The sequence below is a fragment of the Kribbella sp. NPDC104740 genome, from assembly GCF_055583505.1.
Map to the genome: position 1 here is coordinate 705,057 of NZ_JBVJNV010000003.1, position 18,124 is coordinate 723,180.

Genomic DNA, 18,124 nt, shown 5'->3' on the forward strand with positions numbered 1-18,124 from the left:
GGACCCGCTGCCCAGGGCAACGGGTCCGTCAGGTGCTACTTGTCAGGCGTTGAGCGACGTACCGGTCGAGCGCAGGTTCTCGCAGGCCTCGGCGACGCGCTGGGCCATGCCGGCCTCGGCGGCCTTGCCCCAGGCGCGCGGGTCGTAGGCCTTCTTGTTGCCGACCTCACCGTCGATCTTCAGCACACCGTCGTAGTTGCTGAACATGTGCGCGGCGGCCGGACGGGTGAACGCGTACTGCGTGTCGGTGTCGACGTTCATCTTGATCACGCCGTTGTCGACCGCGGCCCGGATCTCCTCCAGGGTCGAGCCCGACCCACCGTGGAAGACCAGGTCGAACGGGCGCTCCTTGCCGACCTTGGCGCCGACCGCGTCCTGGATCTCCTTCAGGATCTCCGGGCGCAGCTTGACCGAGCCGGGCTTGTAGACGCCGTGCACGTTGCCGAAGGTGAGCGCGGTCAGGTAGCGGCCGTTCTCGCCGGTGCCGAGCGCCTCGACCGTGGCCAGGCCGTCCTCGACGGTGGTGTACAGCTTGTCGTTGATCTCGTTCGCGACGCCGTCCTCCTCACCACCGACGACGCCCACCTCGATCTCCAGCACGATCTTGGCCGCGTGCGCCCGGGCCAGCAGGTCCTTGGCGATCTCCAGGTTCTCGTCCAGCGGCACGGCCGAGCCGTCCCACATGTGCGACTGGAACAGCGGGTTCTCGCCGCGGGCGACGCGCTCGGCGGAGATCTCCAGCAGCGGCCGGACGAAACCGTCCAGCTTGTCCTTCGGGCAGTGGTCGGTGTGCAGCGCGATGTTCACGCCGTAGTTCTTGGCGACCTCGTGCGCGTACGCCGCCAGCGCGACCGAACCGGTGACCATGTTCTTGATCGTCGACCCGGACAGGTACTCCGCACCGCCGGTGGAGACCTGGACGATGCCGTCCGAGCCCGCCTCGGCGAAACCACGGATCGCGGCGGTCAGCGTCTGCGACGAGCTGACGTTGATGGCCGGGTAGGCGAAGCGGTTCTGCTTGGCCTTGTCCAGCATCTCGGCGTAGACCTCAGGGGTGGCAATAGGCATGTCTCGCGGTACTCCTCACAGCAAAGTTCATGTGGGTTGAGCTCCAGTATCGCCGCCGCGGACCTCGTCGTCCGCAGCGGGCCACCTGCTGAGCCGGCCAGGGTGACCGGGGAGCAAACAGCAGGGGAACAGACCAGTGGTGGAACAGGATCGGTCCAGTTGTCAGGTGGACGACCCGGTACGGGGGCCGCGCGGGGTGAGCGCCATGTGCAGCCGGTAGCGGTCGGCGCGGTACGCCGACCAGGACAGCTCGACGACCTTGCGGCCGGCGAACGTGGTCCGCTCGAGGACCAGCAGGGGTGCCCGCCGGGCCACGCCGAGGACCCGGGCGACGTGACCGTCGGCGTTGTCCGCCCGGACGGTCTGCTCACCCGAGGTGACGACGACGTCGTACTCGCTGGCGAAGACGTCGTACAGGGTGCCGAGCTCGCGGCCGAGCAGGCCGGGGAACAGCGTCGACGGGTAGTAGCCGACCTCGTAGGCCATCGGCGACGCGTCGGCGGTGCGCAACCGCTCGACCCGGATCACCTTGGTGCCCTTCGGCACCCGCAGCCCCTTCGCGGTCTCGTCGGAGGCCTCGATCTCGGTGGCCGACAGCACCACCGTCCCGGGCTCCAGGCCACGGGCCCGCATCTCCCGGGAGAACGAGGTCAGGTGCAGCTGGGAGTCGACCTGCGGCCCGGTGACGAAGGTCCCCTTGCCGTGCACGCGTTCCAGCGCGCCGGACTCGACCAGGTCGCTGATCGCCTGCCGGACGGTCACCCGGGAGACGTTCAGCTTGTCCACCAGGGCCCGCTCCGACGGGATCGGGTCGCCGGGGTGCAGCTCGACGTCGATCAGCCGTTCGAGCACCGACCGGACCTGGGCCCGCTTGGTTGCCACCATCGAATCTCGATCCTCCAGACCTGGGCGATCGCACGGGGGTGCCCCGGGCGGCCGCTCACTGCTATCGTGCGCAGCATACCTGTTAAGACCAGATAGGACCAGTGATCCCAGTGGTGTCTGTCCCCGCCTCTGCCACCCAGATGGCACGCGAGATCGCCGAGCAGCCGGCCGCACTGGCCGCGACGTTCGAGCACGTGCTGCCCAGCCGGCACGACGTGACCCGGCTCGCCGCCGGGCGCCGGCACGTGATCTTCGTCGCCCGGGGCTCCTCGGACAACGCCGGGGTCTACGGCCGCTACCTGACCGAGATCCACGCCGGCCGCCAGGCCTCGCTGGCCGCCCCGTCGGTCGCGACCCTGTACGGCGCCAACCTCGACCTGTCGAACTCGCTGGTCGTCGCGGTCAGCCAGTCCGGCGCCACCCAGGAGATCGTCGACACCGCCGAATGGGCCAAGCGCAACGGCGCCGCCGTGGTCGGCATCACCAACGACGCCGACAGCCCGCTGGCCTCCACGGCCGACGTAGCCCTCATCACCCAGGCCGGCAAGGAGCTGGCCGTCCCGGCGACCAAGACCTACACCACCCAGCTCGCCGCGATCACCGTCGCCGTCGACGCCCTGGCCCAGAAGCCCGGCACCCTCGACGCCGACATCGCCCGAGTCCCCGAGGCCGCGGCCAAGATGCTCGAAGGTTCCGTCGAGTCGGCCGCCGATCTCCTCGCCGGCGCCCACGACGTCCTCTCCTCCGGCCGAGGCCTGACCTTCGGCACCACCCTCGAGGTAGCCCTCAAGCTGGAGGAAACCTGCCTCCAGCCCGTCCGGGGCCTCTCGTACGCCGACCTCAAGCACGGCCCGATCGCGGTCGTCGACGCCGACCTGGTCACCATTCTGGTCGCCGCCGCCGACGGCCCCGCTCTCCCCGGCATGACCGAGCTCGCCTCCATCGTCCGCGAGAAGGGCAGCAAGATCCTCGGCATCGGCGGCGACCCCAAGTTCGCCTCCCTGTGCGACGTCAACCTGGCCGGTCCGGACCTGCCCGAGACCCTCGCTCCCCTGGCGTTGGTCATCCCCGCCCAGCGCGCCATCGAGGCCCTGGCCCGCCAGCTCGGTCTCGACCCCGACGCCCCCCGCGGCCTCCGCAAGGTCACGCAGACCGACTAGAACACAGCCCACGAGCTGAAGCCGGCACACACCCGGCCGAGCAGACCCCAGGTAGTTCCCGCCACTCCGGCCGGAATCACCTGGGGTCTTCTGCACCAAGCAGGCTCGATCCGCAGCGTCCGCAGCTGCCGCCGGGGCGGTGGCGCGGCGCGGTGGCGCGGTGGCGCGGCGGGGCGGCGCGGCGGCGCGGCGGTGGCGCGGCGCGGCGGGGCGGCGGTGGCGCGGCGCGGCGGGGCGGTGGCGCGGCGCGGCGGGGCGGTGGCGCGGCGCGGTGGCGCGGTGGCGCGGCGGTGGCGCGGCGCGGCGGGGCGGCGGGGCGGTGGCGGCGCGGTGGCGGGGCGGCGCGGCGCGGCGGTGGCGCGGCGGCGCGGCGCGGCGGTGGCGCGGCGGCACGGCGGCACGGCGGGGCGGCGCGGCGGCACGGCGGGGCGGCACGGCGGCACGGCGGGGCGGCACGGCGGGGCGGCGGGCGGCGGGCGGCGGGCGGCGGGGCGGCGCAGGAACGCCGACGCGACCCGGACGGACGGCGAGTCCGCAGCCGGGACAAGTGTCTGCGCTCCCGCTGGCAGCTCCCGCCCGCCAGCAACAAGCCCGCCGCCCCGCCCGCGGTAGGCCCTAGATCCGGCCTCGTTGTCGCAGCGCTGTGCCGATCTGGTCAGCACACTCCTGCAAAGGCTTCAGCGACTCAGTGAGCAGCGCAGCCTTCGTACTGCGCGAAGCATGGGCCGACACGTTCAGCGCCGCAGCCGGCCGGCCTCTGGAGTCCAGGATCGGTACGGCGATCGACCGCAGCCCCAGCTCCAGCTCCTGGTCCACGACCGCATAGCCGTCAGCACCCGCCCGCTCCACAGCCTCCCGCAGCTCGTCCGGCGCCGTCAGCGTGTGCTCGGTGAGCCGCTCGGTCTCCACCGAATCCAGGTAGGCCGCCAACTCGTCAGCAGCGAGCCCGGCGAGCAGCACCCGGCCCATCGACGTCGCGTACGCCGGCAGCCGCGCACCGACACCGAGCGCGACCGTCATGATCCGCCGGGTCGGCACGCGAGCGACGTACACGATGTCGGGCAGGTCCAGCGTCGCGATCGAGCAGGACTCCCGGGTCTGGGCGCTGAGCTCCTCCATGAACGGACCGGCGATGTCACCCAGATCCAGCGAGGACAGGTAAGCCCAGCCCAGCGCCAGGACACGAGGTGTGAGCGTGAACCGCCGTCCGTCGCTGCGCACGTACCCGAGCTGCTCCAGCGTCAGCAGGATCCGCCGCGCGGTCGCCGGAGTGATCCCGACATCGCGCGCCACCTCGCTGAGCGTCAGCGACGGCGTGTCCGCCGAGAACGCGCGGATCACCGCCAGCCCGCGCTCGAGCCCCTGCAGGAACGTGCCTGTAGACGCGTCACCAACCATCGGCTAACCTTTTCGTTGAAAGAAGAACTTTTCGCTGAGCGAAATCCTAGCGGAGCTTTCATGCCGAGTCCAGCAGCACCGATCACCTCCCTGGCCGAAGCCGTCGCCGCGCACGTGCACGACGGCGACACCGTGGCGCTCGAGGGCTTCACGCACCTCATCCCGTTCGCGGCCGCGCACGAGATCGCCCGCCAGGGCCGCCGCCACCTGACCCTGGTCCGGATGACACCGGACCTGGTCTACGACCAGCTGATCGGGCTCGGGGTCGCCGACAAGCTCGTCTTCTCGTACGGCGGCAACCCGGGCGTCGGCTCGCTGCACCGGCTGCGCGACGCGGTCGAGAACGCCTGGCCGCACCCGCTGACCGTCTCCGAGCACAGCCACGCCGGGCTCGCCAACGCGTACTCCGCGGGCGCCGCGCGGCTGCCGTTCGCCGTACTGCGCGGCTACCGCGGCACCGACCTGGAGCAGCAGAGCGACATCATCTCCCGGGTCACCTGCCCGTTCACCGGCGAGGAGCTGGCCGCGGTGAAGGCGGTCAACCCCGACGTCACCGTGATCCACGCGCAGCTCGCCGACCGCGACGGCAACGTGATGCTTTGGGGCATCACCGGCGTCCAGCGCGAGGCCGTGCTGGCCGCGGACCGCGCGATCGTCACCGTCGAGGAGGTCGTCGACACCTTCCCCGAGCGGACCGGCGCGGTGATCCTGCCGAACTGGGTGCTGAGCGCGGTCTGTGTGGTGCCGAACGGCGCCTGGCCGTCGTACGCCGCCGGCTACTCGGTGCGCGACAACGACTTCTACCAGCGCTGGGACACCGTCGCCCGGGACCGGGAGGCCTTCCTGGCCTGGGCCGCGGACAACGACCTGAAGGAGCACGCCGATGCCTGAGTGGGACAGCGCCGAGATGATGAACGTCGCGGCCGCCCGGGCCCTGGACGACGGCGACGTCTGCCTGGTCGGCGTCGGCCCGCCGAACCTGGCCGCGAACCTGGCCCGGCACACGCACGCACCGAACTGCCGGCTGGTCTACGAGTCGGGCGCGATCGACGCCCGGCCGCACCGGCTGCCGCTGTCGATCGGCGACGACGACCTGGCCGCGACCGCGACCGCGGTGGTGTCGGTGCCGGAGATGTTCAACTTCTGGGTCGGTGCCGGTCGGATCGACGTCGGGTTCCTCGGCGCCGCGCAGATCGACCGGTTCGGCAACATCAACACCACGGTGATCGGCGACCACGCGCACCCGAAGGTCCGGCTGCCCGGGGCCGGTGGGGCGCCGGAGATCGCGGCCGCCGCGCGCCGGGTGATCGTCATCGTCAAGCAGTCGCCGCGGACGTTCGTGGAGACCGTCGACTTCGTCTCCTCGGTCGGCTACGGGCCGACCGGGCAGGAGCGCGAGGCACCAGGTACCGGCCCGACGCTGGTGATCACCGACCACGGCGTACTGGAGCCGGACCCGGTGACCCACGAGCTGACGCTGACCCGGCTGCACCCCGGCGTCACCGTCGAGCAGGCGACCGCCGCGACCGGCTGGCCGCTGAAGGTTGCCGACAGCATCGAAGAGGTGCCGGCTCCGACGGAGCACGAGCTGACCGTACTGAGGAAGCTGCGGAACCGGGAGCCGATCGATGCCTGAGGCCTTTGTGCACACAGGCCTTCCGAGCCGAGTGGTGTTCGGGGCCGGGGCCTTGGATCAGGTCGCCGGTGAGGTGAAGCTACTTGGGGTCTCCAGGGCGCTGGTGATTGCCACGGGGTCGGCTCGGGAGTCCGCGGATGTCGTCGAGCTGGGGCTGGGTGAGCGGTTCGCGGGGCGGATCGACGAGGTGCGCCAGCATGTGCCGGTCGAGCGCGCCGACGCGGCGCGTGTCAAGGCTCAGGAGATCGCAGCCGACGGGATCGTGGCCATCGGCGGCGGCTCAGCGATCGGCCTGGCCAAGGCGATCGCGCTCACCACCGGCCTCCCGATCCTCGCCGTACCGACCACGTACGCCGGGTCCGAGATGACCCCGGTCTGGGGCCAGACCGCCGACGGCCACAAGACCACCGGCACCGACCTCGCCGTACTCCCCCGGACCGTCGTCTACGACCCGGTCCTCAGCAGCAGCCTCCCGCTCGCCGTCACCGCGGCCAGCGTCGCCAACGCCCTGGCCCACTGCGTCGAGGCCACCTGGACGCCGAAGGCCGACCCGATCACCGAGGTGCTCGCCGTCGAAGCCGCTCGCGCCCTCCACGACGGGCTGCTCGCCGTCGTCGAGGACCCGCACGATTTAGATGCCCGAGGCAACCTCTTGTACGGCGCGAGCCTAGCCGGCTCGGCGCTCGCGTCGGCCGGAACCGGCCTGCACCACAAGCTCTGCCACCTCCTCGGCGGCAGCTACGGCCTCCCGCACGCGGAGACCCACGCGGCGGTCCTGCCGCACGTAGCACACCTCAACGCGGCCGCTGTGCCGCGCGCCGGAGCACGGCTGGAATCTGCCATCCAGGCAGGGGATCTGGCCTCCGGCTTGTACGATTTCTTCACCGCCACAGGTGTTCCCACCAGCCTCCGCGCCCTGGGCCTCACCGAAGAACAGGCCCGGGAAGCCGCCCGGACATTCGCAGCCGGCCGCCCAGAAAACCCTGTGCCTGTTGACGAATCCACACTCACCGACCTGCTCGTCCACGCTTGGGCTGGAGACCGACCATGACCGCCGCCTTCCTCTTCGACGCTGTCCGCACCCCGGTCGGCAAGCTCGGCGGCGCGCTCGCCGGCGGACGCCCCGACGACCTGGCCGCGGTCACCCTGCGCGAGTTGCTGGTCAGGCACCCCGGCCTCGACCCCGCGGAGATCGACGACGTCTTCCTCGGCAACGCCAACGGCGCCGGTGAGGAGAACCGCGACGTCGCCCGGATGGCCGCGCTGCTCGCGGGCTACCCGACCAGCGTCCCCGGTACGACGGTCAACCGCCTCTGCGGCTCCGGCCTCGAGGCCGCGATCCAGGCCGCCCGCGCGGTCGAGACCGGCGATGCCGGACTGGTCGTCGCGGGTGGCGTCGAGTCGATGAGCCGCGCGCCCTGGGTGCTGCCGAAGCCCGACCGCGCGTTCCCGCACGGCAGCATGACGGCCGAGTCGACCTCGCTCGGCTGGCGGCTGGTGAACCCGCGGATGCCGAAGGAGTGGACGGTGTCGCTCGGCGAGGCGACCGAGCAGCTCGCGGAGAAGTACGGGATCACCCGCGAGGCGCAGGACCTGTTCGCGCTGGAGTCGCACGAGAAGGCCGCGAAGGCCTGGGCCGCCGGGACGTTCGACGGCGAGATCGTGCCCTGGGAGCACCTGGCGCCGTACCTGCCGCCGAAGACCCAGCCGCTGACCCGCGACGAGTCGATCCGCGAGGGCGGTACGCCGGAGATCATGGCCAAGCTGAGGCCCGCCTTCCGCGAGCACGGCACGGTCACCGCGGGCAACGCCTCCACGCTGAACGACGGCGCTTCCGCCGTACTGATCGGTGACGAGCAGACCGCGCAGCGGCTCGGGATCAACCCGCTGGCCCGGATCGTCAGCCGCGGGGTGCACGGCGTCGAGCCGCAGTACTTCGGCATCGGCCCGGTCGAGGCGTCCCGCAAGGCGCTCGCCAAGGCCGGCATCGGCTGGGACGACCTGAAGCTGGTCGAGCTCAACGAGGCGTACGCCGCCCAGAGCCTGGCCTGCCTCGGCGAGTGGCCCGAGCTGGACCGCGCGAAGGTCAACGTGAACGGCGGCGCGATCGCGCTCGGGCACCCGCTGGGCAGCTCCGGCACCCGAATTCTCACCACCCTCGCGCACGAGCTGCACCGGCGCGGCGGTGGCTACGGCCTGGCGACGCTGTGCATCGGCGTCGGCCAGGGACTGGCGATGGTGATCGAAGCATGAAAGGCGAGCAGATGAGCGACAACCTGACCGATGAGGTGGTGGCGAGCTTCGACGGCAGCCCCGACCCGCGGACCAAGGAAGTGATGGGTGCGCTGGTGCGGCACCTGCACGCGTTCGCGCAGGAGGTGAACCTGACCGAGGACGAGTACTTCCGCGGCATCGACTTCCTGACCCGGACCGGGCAGCTCTCCACTGCGACCCGGCAGGAGTTCGTGCTGCTGGCCGACGTGCTCGGGCTGTCGATGCTGACCGTCGGGCTGGACACCAACCTCCCGCCGGAGGCCACCGCCGCGACCGTGTTCGGCCCGTTCTTCGTCGAGGGCTCCCCGGCGTACGAGCTCGGGGACGACATCGCCAACGGCGCCCCGGGCGAGCCCTGCCTGGTCAGCGGCCGGGTCCTGGACACCAAGGGCCAGCCGGTCGCCGGTGCACTGGTGGAGACCTGGCAGGCCGACGAGGACGGCTTCTACGACGTCCAGAAGGACGCCGGCGTCCCGCAGAACCGCGGCCACTTCACGACCGATGCCGAAGGCAACTACTCGTTCTGGTCGGTGCGCCCGGTGGCCTACCCGATCCCCGACGACGGCCCGGTCGGCGAGCTGCTCCGGGCCGGTGGCCGCGGCCCGATGCGGCCGGCACACATCCACTTCATGGTCACCGCGCCCGGTTTCGCCCGGCTGATCACGCACATCTTCGCCGCCGGTGACGAGTACCTGGCCAACGACGCCGTCTTCGGCGTCAAGGACTCGCTGGTCGCCGAGTTCGCCCAGCACGAGGCCGGTACGGCGCCGGACGGCCGCGCGGTCGACCAGCCGTGGGCCTCGGTGCACTACGACCTGGTCCTGGCCACCACCGAGGAGACCCGATGACGGATTCCTTCGAGACCGACGTCCTGATCGTCGGCAGCGGCCCGGCCGGGGGCGCGGCGTCGCTGTTCCTGTCGTCGTACGGGATCGACAACGTCGTCCTGAACCGGTACCGCTGGACCGCGGGCACGCCCCGGGCGCACATCACCAACCAGCGCACGGTCGAGCTGATGCGCGACATGGGCATCGAGGACCAGGTCATCGACAAGGGCACCGAGCACGCGCTGATGGGCCAGACCGCGTTCTGTACCAGCCTCGCCGGTGAGGAGATCGGCCGGATCCGGACCTGGGGAACGCACCCACGCCGGCTCGCCGACTACACCGAGGCCTCGCCGACACTGCCGTGCGACCTGCCGCAGACGCTGTTCGAGCCGATCCTGGTCAGTACGGCGGCCAGCCGCGGCGCCCGCGTCCGCTTCGACACCGAGTACCTGTCGCTGGAGCAGGACGCGGACGGCGTCACCGCGCACGTCCGCGACCGGCTCAGCGGTTCGGAGTACGACATCCGCGCCAAGTACCTGATCGGCGCAGACGGCGGCCGGAGCAAGGTCGCGCAGGACATCGGGCTGCCGATGGCCGGCGCGATGGACATCGAGGGCTCGATGAACATCGTCTTCGAGGCCGACCTGTCCAAGTACGTCGCGCACCGGCCGAGCGTCCTGTACTGGGTGCTGCAGCCGGGCGCGCAGATCGGTGGCATCGGCGCCGGGCTGATCCGGATGGTCCGGCCGTGGAACGAGTGGCTGATCGTCTGGGGCTACGACATCAACCAGCCGGCGCCGGTCGTCGACGAGGCGATGGCGACCGAGATCGTGCACAACCTGGTGGGTGACGACACGATCGACGTGAAGCTCAAGGGCACCTCGGTGTGGAGCGTCAACCACATGTACGCCGAGCAGGCGTCGGTCGGCCGGGTGTTCTGCATGGGCGACGCGATCCACCGGCACCCGCCGAGCAACGGGCTCGGCTCGAACACGTCGATCCAGGACGCGTACAACCTGGCCTGGAAGCTCGCGCTGGTGCTGAAGGGCCAGGCCGCGCCGACGCTGCTGGCGTCGTACGACGAGGAGCGGGTGCCGATCGCCCAGCAGATCGTGGAGCGGGCGAACAAGAGCCGCACCCAGTTCGGGCAGATCTTCCGGGCGCTCGGGATGACGCCGGACGCGCCGGCCGGGCGGACCATCGAGTCGCGCAAGGACGACACTCCGGAAGGCGTTGCCCAGCGCAACGAACTGCGCGAGGCGATCGAGCTGAAGGACTACGAGTTCAACGCGCACGGGGTCGAGCTCGGGCAGCGGTACGCGTCGTCGGCGGTGGTCCCGGACGGGACGCCCGAACCGGCGTACGAGCGGGACGCGGAGCTGTACTACCACCCGACCACCTGGCCGGGCGCGCGGATCCCGCACTGCTGGCTGACCCGCGGCTCCGAGACGGTCTCGACGCTCGACGTGGTCGGCAAGGGCCGCTTCACCGTGCTCACCGGCATCGGCGGCGAGTCGTGGGTGAAGGCCGCGCAGGCGGTCTCGGAGTCGCTCGGCCTGCCGATCGAGGCCGCCGTGATCGGCCCCGGCCGCGAGCTCGACGACCTGTACGGCGACTGGGCGCGGCTGCGCGAGATCCCGGACACCGGCTGCCTGGTGGTTCGGCCGGACGCACACATCGCCTTCCGTTCCAGCGAGCTACCGGCCGATCCGACCGAGGCTCTGCAGGCGGCGTTCGCGGCGATCCTTGGTCGCTAGCTTCCAGCTGTGCGCTTCGACGACGGGCTCTGCCACTTCGAGAGGGAAGTGGCAGGGCTCGTCTCTCAGACCGCGGGCGTACGCCGCCGCGACGAGCTGGTCGAAGTCCCCGCCGGTGCCGAGGCGTGGGTCGAGTCAGGCGGCCGGGTCGGCTCGCAGTTGCCGGGCCAGGGCGGTCGCCTCGTTGGTCTCCGCCTCGATCAGCATCAGCATCGCGACCCGCGCCGAGTCGTCGGAGGCGCCGAGCGCCGCCGCGGTCAGCGCCTTCACCGTCGCGAGCTCGTGGATCAGGTCGGACCAGATCTGCGCGGTCTCCCGCATCGCTGCCCGCTGGGCAGGCGGAACCACCGCGATCTCGTCCAGTTCTTCCGGTCGATGCGCGTACAGGCCAGAACTCACCGTCTTCTCCCCCACGTCGTCGCACACCCAGTACGGCACGCCACAGTGACGAGCCGTCCCCGCCCGAGTTGGGACTGACTTGATGCACCAACAACGCCGCAGCGCGCCGAGAGTTACGGCCAGATCTCGAAACACGCTCAGCAGGATTGCCGCGCCGCTCCCAGCTCCACCGGTTTGCGCATCGAGCTGAACCGCAGCTCCCGGGCCTTCGCGCAGAACGTGGCCGGCGCTCGCTCGTACTCGACGTGCAGCACCGCCTTGCCCGCCGCGACGAACGGCCGCAGCAGGTCGCACTCGTCGTACCGCATGCACTCCTCGTTGACCGCGAAGTCGAAGTCCGGCTGCAGCTGCTCGACCTGGTCGAGGTCGTTCTTCAGCGCGACCGCCATCCCGCGTTCGTGCGCCAGCGCGGCGACCCGCCGGTTGAAGGTGAGCTGGTCGTCGGCGCTGAGCGGAAAGCCGGTGTCGTTGACGTAGCCGTCGACGTTGTCCGGCTCGACCGCATCGAACCCCTTCGCCCGGCACTGGTCGAACCGGGCGGCCAGCAACGGCTTCAGCTGGTCCCACTGCCGGACGTCGAGCCAGCGCTCGTCCGGCCACCCATCGAGCGGCTTGCCCAGCACGGCGGCCGGGAACTGCGCCTGGTCCGGCCGAAAGTTCTCGTACGAGCCGACGCTGACGTAGCAGATCACCCGCCGGCCCTTGCCGTGCAGCTCGGCCACCTGTGCGGCCGACGTCTTCTCGTAGTCGACGTCGTACACCGGCACGTCGACGCTCAGATCCAGCGCGCCGGACAACTGCCACTGCCACGCCGTGCCCTGCTGCGGGACCCACAGCCCTCCGCTCGGACGAGGTGTGACAGCAGCCTCCGGATCGTCAGCGGTGCCGGAGCATCCCGCCGTCACCAACAGCAGCAGTACGGCGAGCCACGCCCGCACCTCACGGCTCCTGGTCGAAGGTGTGACGGCGGATCCACGCGTGCATCGCGATGGCCGCCGCCGCGCTGGCGTTGATCGAACGGGTGGAGCCGTACTGGGCGATGTTCAGCACGTCGGTGCAGATCTCGTGCGCGGCCTCGGTCAGGCCGGGGCCTTCCTGACCGAACAGCAGGACGCAGGCCTCGGGGAGCTGGTACGTCTCCAGCGGCACCGAGCCGGGCAGGTTGTCGATGCCGATCACCGGCAGGCCCTGCTGCTCGGCGTACGCCGCCAGGTCGGCGAGCTGCGGGTGGTGGCGGACGTGCTGGTAGCGGTCGGTGACCATCGCGCCGCGGCGGTTCCACTTCCGGTTGCCGACGATGTGCACCTCGCGGGCCAGGAAGGCGTTCGCGGTCCGGACGACCGAGCCGATGTTCAGGTCGTGCTGCCAGTTCTCGATCGCGACGTGGAACGGGTGCCGGTGCGCGTCCAGGTCCTCGACGATCGCCTCCAGCCGCCAGTACCGGTACTTGTCGACCACGTTGCGGCGGTCGCCTCCGGCGAGCAGCTCCGGATCGAGCCGCGGATCGGCCGGCGGGTCGCCCTCCCAAGGTCCTACCCCGACCTCCGCGGGACCGACGAGATCGGCTCCGACCAGGTCAGCAGCACTGTCACGATTAGCCTCTTGCACAGGTGGGGACGCTACCCTGTCGGCGTGATGATGCAGATGGCGATGCTCATGCCGAACTGGATGGACCCGGAGTTCCTGCTGAACTGGCTGGGCGACTGGGCTCTGTGGGGCACCGCCGCGGTGATCTTCATCGAGTGCGGGCTGCTGTTCCCGATCCTGCCCGGTGACTCGCTGCTGTTCGCGGTCGGCCTGTTCGTCGCGCTCGGCACCATCGACGTCCCGCTCTGGCTGGCCTGCGTGGTGCTCACCGTCGCCGCCTTCCTGGGCAACGTCTCCGGCTACTACATCGGCCGCGCGCTCGGGACGACGCTGTTCAAGAACCCGAACGCGAAGTTCCTCAAACCGAAGTACATCGAGGACACCCACGCGTTCTTCGACAAGTACGGCCCGCGCGCGCTGGTGCTGGCCCGGTTCGTGCCGATCGTGCGTACCTTCATCACCGTCACCGCGGGCGCCGGCAAGATGGACCCGCGCCGGTTCTTCTTCTGGACCGGCATCGGCGCGGTGCTGTGGGGCACCGGCGTCACGCTGCTCGGGCACGCGCTCGGCCGGGTCAAGTTCATCCACGAGCACCTCGAGTCGGCGCTGATCCTGCTGGTCTTCGTCTCGGTCATCCCGATGATCGTCGAGTACGTGCTGGCCAAGCGCCGCGCCAAGGCGCACGACAACGGCCAGGGCCACGACGAGCGCTACGACACCGAGGCCGAGCGGACCGCGGTGATGGAGAAGATCAACAACGAGTGACCGTCGCCCCTAGTGGGCGAACGGAAAGTGCGGGTCGGACCAGACGTAGTCCGTGCTCAGTGTGATCAGTGCGGCCACCGCGACCTCGCCGGACGGCAGCGGCCCGATCACCTGGCCGGAGCCGAGTGAGCAGGCCACCCGGATCCGGTCCACCGCCTGGTACCAGACCAGCGCCCCCCGTGGCGCCGCCCCCTCGCGCAGGAGGGCGTGGTGATCGAGCCACTGCAGCGCGTCGGCCGAGTCGTGCCAGCCGCTGTCGTTGGCGTAACCGAACGCCATCCGCTGGAACTTCAGCGTCCAGTCCTGCCAGGCCGTGGAGCCGATCCGCTCCAACTGCCAGTCCAGGGCCGGTTCCGTCCCCCTCGGGTTTGCCACCCGCTCTGCCATCTGGCGCTCCATCAGCTTTCTCCCCCCGTGGCGAGATCAGCCTTCCGCACCCGCATACAGCGTCCGTACATTCAATTTTTGAACTTCTTCGCGGGCCTGGGTCACCCGGGCCTCGTTGCCGATCTGCTGCCAGGCGCGTACCGCGCGGTGCAGGTAGCGGCGCGCGAAGTCGGCGTTCCCGGTCGTCGCGTGCAGCAGGCCGAGGTGGTACGCCGCCTCGCCCTCGACGCTGCGGTCGCCGAGCCGGTGCCCGATCTCGATCGCGTCCAGCAGCATCCTGCGGGCCGCCGCGTCCTCGCCGACCGCGACCAGCGCCCGCCCGAGATCGGCCCGCGCGTACGCCGCGCAGTGGTCGTCGCCGATCTTGGTGAAGATCGCCAGCGAGGCCTGCAACTGGCGAACGGCCTGGTCGGGCCGGTCCTGGCGGACCCGCAGCGTGGCGATCCGGCGGCGGACCTTCGCCTCCCGGTGCCGATCACCCCGCCGTACGCCGAGCAGGAACGCCTCGGCGAGGAAGCGTCCGGCGGTCACCGTGTCGTCGCGGGCCAGCCAGATCGACGCGACCGCGCTGCGCGCCACCGCCTCGCCGTTGGCGTCCCCGACCTCGACGAACGCGCGGACCGCGTTCTCGTACTGCTCCAGGCCCTCGTCCGGACGGCCGCGCTCACGCAACCAGGTCCCGACGCCGACCGCCGCGATGCCCTCGCCGAACCGGTCCCTCACCTCGGCGAACAGCTCGGCTGCGGTGGACAGGTGCTGCCAGGCCGCGTCCCAGTCGTCCTGGTACAGCGCGAGCTGGCCGAGGTTGCGGTGCAGGATCGCGGCGCCGCGGCGGTCGCCGCAGGCGATGGCGCTGAGCAGCCCCGGCTGGTGCGACTCGTTCCAGTCGTCGAAGCCGGCCCGCATGTCGAGGTACGGGCCCCACGCGGCAGCCAGCCGCCAGGCGTGCTCGTGCAGACCGTTCTGGGCCGCGGCCCGGATAGCCGGTACGAAGCTGCTGCGCTCGCTGTCGAACCAGGCGATCGCATCCGTGTCGGTGAACGGCTGCGGGTCCGGTGAGAGCAGCGGGCCCTCGTAGTCGAGGTTGCCGAAGTAGCCGAACGGCAGCGCCGCAGCTGCACGCCGTACCTTGGCCAGCAAGGCGTCGAGCAGCGTGGCGAGGTCCTTCAGCGCGTCGGCCTTCTGGACGTCGTCACCGACTCCGATCGCGTGCAGCCGCAGCAGGTCGTGCACCCGGTAGCGAGCCTTGCCGGTCGGGTCGATCGAGCTGATCTGCACCAGGTTGACCTCGATCAACCTGTCCAGGCTCCGCCGTACGACGGCCGGGCTGGCCACCGGCTCCAGCACCCGCGCCGAGAACTCACCTACGGCGAAGTGGCCGATCAGCCGGTACAGCCGGGCCTCCTCCGGGCTCAGCGAGTCGTAGCTGAGGTCAGCACTCGTCCGCACGGCCAGCTCGCCGATGGTCAGCTCGTCCAGCCGGTGCGTCTCGTCGCGGAGCCGCCGGGCCAGCTCGCTCGGGCTCAGGTCAGGGCGCTGGGCCAGACGGCTGGCCACGATCCGGATCGCCAGCGGGAGGTTGCCGCAGGCCAGCAGGATCTCCTCCGCGGCCGGTGAACCCCTGTCGATCCGGCCGTTGCCGGCGACGCGCAGCAACAGCTCGGTGGCCTCACCGTCGTCGAACGTGTCCAGCGGGATCGGGTCGGCACCTGCCAGGTCCATCAGCCGGTTGCGGCTCGTCACCACTACCGCCGAAGCCCCGGTGCCGGGCATGAGCGGAGCGACCTGGCTGGCGGACGCAACGTCGTCCAGGATGATCAGCACGCGACGGCTGGCCAGCTCGGAGCGCAGCATCGCGGACCGCCGGTCCGGGTCAGCCGGTACGGCGAAGTCGGGCATGTTCAGGCTGAGCAGCAGGTCGGTCAGCGCACCGGCCGGGTCGCGCGGGTCGGTGGCGCCGCGCATGTCCAGGTAGATCTGCCCGTCGGGGAAGGACTCCCGGACCAGATGGCCCAGCCGGACCGCCAGCGAGCTCTTGCCGGTGCCGGGCGCTCCGGAGATCACCGCGATCGGCGGGCGCACCGGGTCGCGGCCACAGACCAGGTCGCGCAGCTGGTCCAGGTACTCGCTGCGGCCGCTGAAGTCGGGCAGGTCGAGCGGCAACTGCGACGGCGGGCGCTGCGGCTCGGTCAGAGCGGGTGCGGACATCGGACCGGGCGGCTCGGCCGACTCCTGCTTCGGCGTACGGGCTGCTGGGATGCCTGGGTCCGGCCAGTTCGCGGTGTGGTTGTTCTGGGCGCGGGAGCCGGCTGCTTCGAGCTCCGGGCCCGGCTCGACGCCCAGCTCGTCAGCGAGCGTGCGGACCGCCTTGGTGTACGCCGCTCGCGCCTCGCTGGTCCGGCCGGCGGCGACGAGCGTGTCGACGAGGCGGCGCCACAGCTGCTCGTCGTACGGGTCCTCGGTGAGGCGATCGCTCAGCAGTACGGCGGCGCCGGCCGGGTCGCCGTACTGGAGACGGAGGTCGAGCAGACTGTCGACCAGCCCGCGATGCTGCGCCTCCAGGCGGGCGATCGAGCCCTCCCAGGCCGAGGAGATGCCCAGGTCGGAGAGCGGGTGGCCGCGCCACAGGTCGTAGGCGCGGGACAGCACCTGCATCGCCTGGCGGGTGTCACCGGCGTCGCGCAGGTGGCCGCCCTCGGCGAGCAGCGACTCGAACATGCTGGAGTCGAGCTCGTCGACGCCGACCTCGATGCTGTAGCCGGCCGCGGAGGTGTCGATCGGCGCGGGCAGGCCCGCGTCCTGCAGCGCGGCTCTGAGCGCGCGCACGTAGGTGCGGATGTTGGCGGTCGCGGAGCGTGGCGGGGAGGTCTCCCAGAGCGCGTCGGCGATCAGGTCGGTGGAGACGAACCGGTTCGGGTGCAGGAGCAGGGTGGCGAGCAGCTGACGCGGCTTACTCGCGCGTAACTGCTGGTTCGGCAGGTGCGCGACCCGCAGAGGCCCGAGGATCTCGTACCTCAGACTGTCCACTTGGCTGCCCTCTCAACTGTTCCGTTCGCGCCCCATCGTGGCATCCCGAGGTCGCTCCGGGAAGGCTGCGCGGGAAACGATGTACGTCCCGATGTACGCCGGATGTATGCGCGCCGGGCAGTCTGGGGGCAGGTACCGGGGGGAGGGCAGGCCCGGGGGTGACGGACTCATCGCCGTCGCACCCCGGGCCTGAATTTTGTCTAGGAACCGGTGAAGGGTGGCTGGCCGTCCTGGGGGCCGGGGGCTCCGGCGGGCGGGCCGGCGGACTGCGGCGGAAGCTGCTGCTGACCGCCCGGCATCTGGGGCTGGATCTGGCCCGAGGACTGGTTTCCCTGCGGCATCTGCGGCGGGGCCTGCTCGCCGGCGACCGAGCCGATCGTCCCGAACGAGACCTGCGGGACCGCGCGCACGCTCTCGTCCTTGACCTCGAAGTAGCCGGCCTTCTCGAACTTGAAGCCGTTGGCGATCAGGTTCGACGGGAACGACTCGATCCGGGTGTTGTAGTCGCCGACGTTGGCGTTGTAGAACCGCCGCCCGGCCGCGATCCGGTCCTCGGTGTCGGTCAGCTCACGCTGCAGCCCGAGGAAGTTCTGGTTCGACTGCAGCTGCGGGTACGCCTCGACCGAGATCATCATCTGCCGCAGCGCGCCCGACAGCTGCCCCTCGGCCGCTGCCCGCTGCTCCGGCGTCGCCCCCTCGGCCCCGACCGCCTGGGTCCGCAGCCGCGCGACCTCCTCGAACACGTGCCGCTCGTGCGCGGCGTACGCCCGCACGGTCTCGACCAGGTTCGGGATCAGGTCGTACCGCCGGTGCAGCTCGACGTCGATCTGCCGCCACGACTCCTGAATCAGGTTCCGCTGCTTCACGAACCGGTTGTACGAGACGATCAACGCGATCGCCAGGATCACGACGAGCGCCACGATCACGATGATGACTGCGGTCATTTCCCTGCTC

At 71.0% G+C, this 18,124-nt stretch carries 17 protein-coding genes; 8 read left to right on the forward strand and 9 right to left on the reverse strand.

Going from position 1 to position 18,124, the window contains the following annotated elements; genetic code table 11:
- Nucleotides 1-42 precede the first annotated feature (42 nt).
- Together fbaA and ACZ6Z4_RS19520 are read right to left on the reverse strand one after the other, a co-directional pair.
- Nucleotides 43-1,068 (reverse strand): class II fructose-bisphosphate aldolase, encoded by a 1,026-nt coding sequence (gene fbaA, locus ACZ6Z4_RS19515; RefSeq protein ID WP_363669683.1) that lies wholly within the window; start codon nucleotides 1,066-1,068, stop codon nucleotides 43-45.
- 162 nt (nucleotides 1,069-1,230) lie between these two features.
- Entirely contained in the window at nucleotides 1,231-1,953 is a 723-nt protein-coding gene (locus tag ACZ6Z4_RS19520) for a GntR family transcriptional regulator (RefSeq protein ID WP_363669685.1), read from the reverse strand.
- A 140-nt stretch (nucleotides 1,954-2,093) separates the two neighbouring features.
- On the opposite strand from ACZ6Z4_RS19520, the gene ACZ6Z4_RS19525 reads away from it, so the two are divergent.
- Nucleotides 2,094-3,113: an SIS domain-containing protein gene (locus ACZ6Z4_RS19525; protein ID WP_465565891.1), complete on the forward strand. Its 1,020-nt coding sequence runs from the start codon at nucleotides 2,094-2,096 to the stop codon at nucleotides 3,111-3,113.
- Nucleotides 3,114-3,728: 615 nt separating this feature from the next.
- Here ACZ6Z4_RS19525 and ACZ6Z4_RS19530 read toward each other — a convergent pair.
- Nucleotides 3,729-4,511 (reverse strand): IclR family transcriptional regulator domain-containing protein, encoded by a 783-nt coding sequence (locus ACZ6Z4_RS19530; RefSeq protein ID WP_465565894.1) that lies wholly within the window; start codon nucleotides 4,509-4,511, stop codon nucleotides 3,729-3,731.
- 60 nt (nucleotides 4,512-4,571) lie between these two features.
- Between ACZ6Z4_RS19530 and ACZ6Z4_RS19535 the strand changes: the two genes are divergently transcribed.
- The 6 genes from ACZ6Z4_RS19535 to ACZ6Z4_RS19560 are packed head-to-tail and all read left to right on the forward strand — an operon-like array spanning nucleotide 4,572 to nucleotide 11,005.
- Nucleotides 4,572-5,402: a CoA transferase subunit A gene (locus tag ACZ6Z4_RS19535; RefSeq protein ID WP_465565897.1), complete on the forward strand. Its 831-nt coding sequence runs from the start codon at nucleotides 4,572-4,574 to the stop codon at nucleotides 5,400-5,402.
- Nucleotides 5,395-6,147, forward strand: a complete 753-nt coding sequence (locus tag ACZ6Z4_RS19540; RefSeq protein ID WP_465565900.1) for a CoA-transferase subunit beta — start codon at nucleotides 5,395-5,397, stop codon at nucleotides 6,145-6,147. The genes ACZ6Z4_RS19535 and ACZ6Z4_RS19540 overlap by 8 nt, the downstream gene beginning before the upstream one ends.
- The gene (locus tag ACZ6Z4_RS19545) at nucleotides 6,140-7,198 is read left to right on the forward strand and encodes a maleylacetate reductase (RefSeq protein WP_465565903.1); all 1,059 of its coding nucleotides are present in this window, start codon (nucleotides 6,140-6,142) and stop codon (nucleotides 7,196-7,198) included. Before ACZ6Z4_RS19540 ends, ACZ6Z4_RS19545 begins: the two co-directional genes overlap by 8 nt.
- A complete protein-coding gene (locus ACZ6Z4_RS19550) occupies nucleotides 7,195-8,400 on the forward strand; it encodes a thiolase family protein (protein WP_465565906.1) in 1,206 nt (401 codons plus the stop codon). The genes ACZ6Z4_RS19545 and ACZ6Z4_RS19550 overlap by 4 nt, the downstream gene beginning before the upstream one ends.
- Nucleotides 8,397-9,269 carry an intradiol ring-cleavage dioxygenase gene (locus tag ACZ6Z4_RS19555; RefSeq protein WP_465565909.1) on the forward strand — a complete coding sequence of 291 codons (873 nt, stop codon included), beginning with the start codon at nucleotides 8,397-8,399 and terminating at the stop codon, nucleotides 9,267-9,269. The genes ACZ6Z4_RS19550 and ACZ6Z4_RS19555 overlap by 4 nt, the downstream gene beginning before the upstream one ends.
- Nucleotides 9,266-11,005: an FAD-dependent oxidoreductase gene (locus tag ACZ6Z4_RS19560; protein ID WP_465565912.1), complete on the forward strand. Its 1,740-nt coding sequence runs from the start codon at nucleotides 9,266-9,268 to the stop codon at nucleotides 11,003-11,005. Before ACZ6Z4_RS19555 ends, ACZ6Z4_RS19560 begins: the two co-directional genes overlap by 4 nt.
- 135 nt (nucleotides 11,006-11,140) lie before the next feature.
- On the opposite strand, the gene ACZ6Z4_RS19565 is transcribed toward ACZ6Z4_RS19560, so the two are convergent.
- From ACZ6Z4_RS19565 to ACZ6Z4_RS19575, 3 genes are all read right to left on the reverse strand, one after another.
- On the reverse strand, nucleotides 11,141-11,404 hold the full coding sequence (locus ACZ6Z4_RS19565) for a hypothetical protein (protein WP_363669705.1): 264 nt from the start codon (nucleotides 11,402-11,404) through the stop codon (nucleotides 11,141-11,143).
- A 137-nt stretch (nucleotides 11,405-11,541) separates the two neighbouring features.
- Nucleotides 11,542-12,342 carry an endo alpha-1,4 polygalactosaminidase gene (locus ACZ6Z4_RS19570; RefSeq protein ID WP_465565918.1) on the reverse strand — a complete coding sequence of 267 codons (801 nt, stop codon included), beginning with the start codon at nucleotides 12,340-12,342 and terminating at the stop codon, nucleotides 11,542-11,544.
- A 1-nt stretch (nucleotide 12,343) separates the two neighbouring features.
- Nucleotides 12,344-13,012, reverse strand: a complete 669-nt coding sequence (locus ACZ6Z4_RS19575) for a TrmH family RNA methyltransferase (protein ID WP_465565921.1) — start codon at nucleotides 13,010-13,012, stop codon at nucleotides 12,344-12,346.
- Between the two features lie 27 nt (nucleotides 13,013-13,039).
- Between ACZ6Z4_RS19575 and ACZ6Z4_RS19580 the strand changes: the two genes are divergently transcribed.
- Nucleotides 13,040-13,756, forward strand: a complete 717-nt coding sequence (locus ACZ6Z4_RS19580; protein ID WP_363670566.1) for a DedA family protein — start codon at nucleotides 13,040-13,042, stop codon at nucleotides 13,754-13,756.
- Between the two features lie 9 nt (nucleotides 13,757-13,765).
- On the opposite strand, the gene ACZ6Z4_RS19585 is transcribed toward ACZ6Z4_RS19580, so the two are convergent.
- The 3 genes from ACZ6Z4_RS19585 to ACZ6Z4_RS19595 form a co-directional block, all read right to left on the reverse strand.
- The gene (locus ACZ6Z4_RS19585; RefSeq protein ID WP_465565924.1) at nucleotides 13,766-14,143 is read right to left on the reverse strand and encodes a hypothetical protein; all 378 of its coding nucleotides are present in this window, start codon (nucleotides 14,141-14,143) and stop codon (nucleotides 13,766-13,768) included.
- Between the two features lie 36 nt (nucleotides 14,144-14,179).
- Nucleotides 14,180-17,170, reverse strand: coding sequence for an AfsR/SARP family transcriptional regulator (locus tag ACZ6Z4_RS19590; protein WP_465565927.1), 2,991 nt, complete (start codon nucleotides 17,168-17,170; stop codon nucleotides 14,180-14,182).
- A gap of 200 nt (nucleotides 17,171-17,370) precedes the next feature.
- Nucleotides 17,371-18,114 carry a LemA family protein gene (locus ACZ6Z4_RS19595; protein ID WP_465565930.1) on the reverse strand — a complete coding sequence of 248 codons (744 nt, stop codon included), beginning with the start codon at nucleotides 18,112-18,114 and terminating at the stop codon, nucleotides 17,371-17,373.
- Nucleotides 18,115-18,124: the final 10 nt, after the last annotated feature.

Coding starts and splice junctions, on each gene's coding strand:
- ACZ6Z4_RS19545 (WP_465565903.1), top strand. CDS start 6,140: ATGCCTGAGGCCTTTGTGCACACAGGCCTTCCGAGCCGAGTGGTGTTC.
- fbaA (WP_363669683.1), bottom strand. CDS start 1,068: ATGCCTATTGCCACCCCTGAGGTCTACGCCGAGATGCTGGACAAGGCC.
- ACZ6Z4_RS19560 (WP_465565912.1), top strand. CDS start 9,266: ATGACGGATTCCTTCGAGACCGACGTCCTGATCGTCGGCAGCGGCCCG.
- ACZ6Z4_RS19555 (WP_465565909.1), top strand. CDS start 8,397: ATGAAAGGCGAGCAGATGAGCGACAACCTGACCGATGAGGTGGTGGCG.
- ACZ6Z4_RS19585 (WP_465565924.1), bottom strand. CDS start 14,143: ATGGCAGAGCGGGTGGCAAACCCGAGGGGGACGGAACCGGCCCTGGAC.
- ACZ6Z4_RS19530 (WP_465565894.1), bottom strand. CDS start 4,511: ATGGTTGGTGACGCGTCTACAGGCACGTTCCTGCAGGGGCTCGAGCGC.
- ACZ6Z4_RS19535 (WP_465565897.1), top strand. CDS start 4,572: ATGCCGAGTCCAGCAGCACCGATCACCTCCCTGGCCGAAGCCGTCGCC.
- ACZ6Z4_RS19540 (WP_465565900.1), top strand. CDS start 5,395: ATGCCTGAGTGGGACAGCGCCGAGATGATGAACGTCGCGGCCGCCCGG.
- ACZ6Z4_RS19580 (WP_363670566.1), top strand. CDS start 13,040: ATGATGCAGATGGCGATGCTCATGCCGAACTGGATGGACCCGGAGTTC.
- ACZ6Z4_RS19595 (WP_465565930.1), bottom strand. CDS start 18,114: ATGACCGCAGTCATCATCGTGATCGTGGCGCTCGTCGTGATCCTGGCG.
- ACZ6Z4_RS19520 (WP_363669685.1), bottom strand. CDS start 1,953: ATGGTGGCAACCAAGCGGGCCCAGGTCCGGTCGGTGCTCGAACGGCTG.
- ACZ6Z4_RS19525 (WP_465565891.1), top strand. CDS start 2,094: ATGGCACGCGAGATCGCCGAGCAGCCGGCCGCACTGGCCGCGACGTTC.
- ACZ6Z4_RS19550 (WP_465565906.1), top strand. CDS start 7,195: ATGACCGCCGCCTTCCTCTTCGACGCTGTCCGCACCCCGGTCGGCAAG.